Genomic DNA, 603 nt, shown 5'->3' on the forward strand with positions numbered 1-603 from the left:
TAGAGAAAGGATTCCATCGCCGTATATGTGGATAAAAAATCCCGAACCACGAAAGAGGGTTTGGTTCGGGAAAGCAGTAACCGGAAACGAAAACTCATTAAGAATACAATGGTCGACGCCCGCGTTTATAGAAGAATGCGGTCTTCGTTTTTCTTGATTGTTGCTTCACCAATTCCTTTTACATTGGTTAAATCAGCTGCTGTTTTAAATGGGCCATGCTCGGTACGGTAGTCAACTATGCTTTGCGCTTTCTTTTCGCCAATACCTTTCAGCATCGTTGCTATCTCTTCTGCAGAAGCAGTATTGATATTGACCGTAATTTCAATTCCTTCATATTTATCAGCCTTGGTATCAGCGGCCAAACTGAGTGGTGCGAACACCACTAAACACAAGGTTAAAATCCATTTCATATTGAACATATACACTCCAAATTAACGCTCTGAAATAATCCGCCCTAATGTAGGCAAACACTCATCGTCATTGAAGTTTGTTTAAACAAAAATAAAACGGGCCGCTTACGCGACCCGTTTTAGTTAACATGCAAATTACATAATTAGTGCTTAGTTGCTCACAACAAAGTACTCAATGTCTGTGTTAGCACGC

1 protein-coding gene is annotated in these 603 nt (G+C 40.5%); it reads right to left on the reverse strand.

The annotated features are described in order from the left end of the window. Nucleotides 1-125 precede the first annotated feature (125 nt). Nucleotides 126-410, reverse strand: a complete 285-nt coding sequence (locus tag R8O11_RS29330; RefSeq protein ID WP_021449594.1) for a ComEA family DNA-binding protein — start codon at nucleotides 408-410, stop codon at nucleotides 126-128. Nucleotides 411-603 lie beyond the last annotated feature (193 nt).

The organism is Vibrio sp. 1288 (assembly GCF_033344475.1).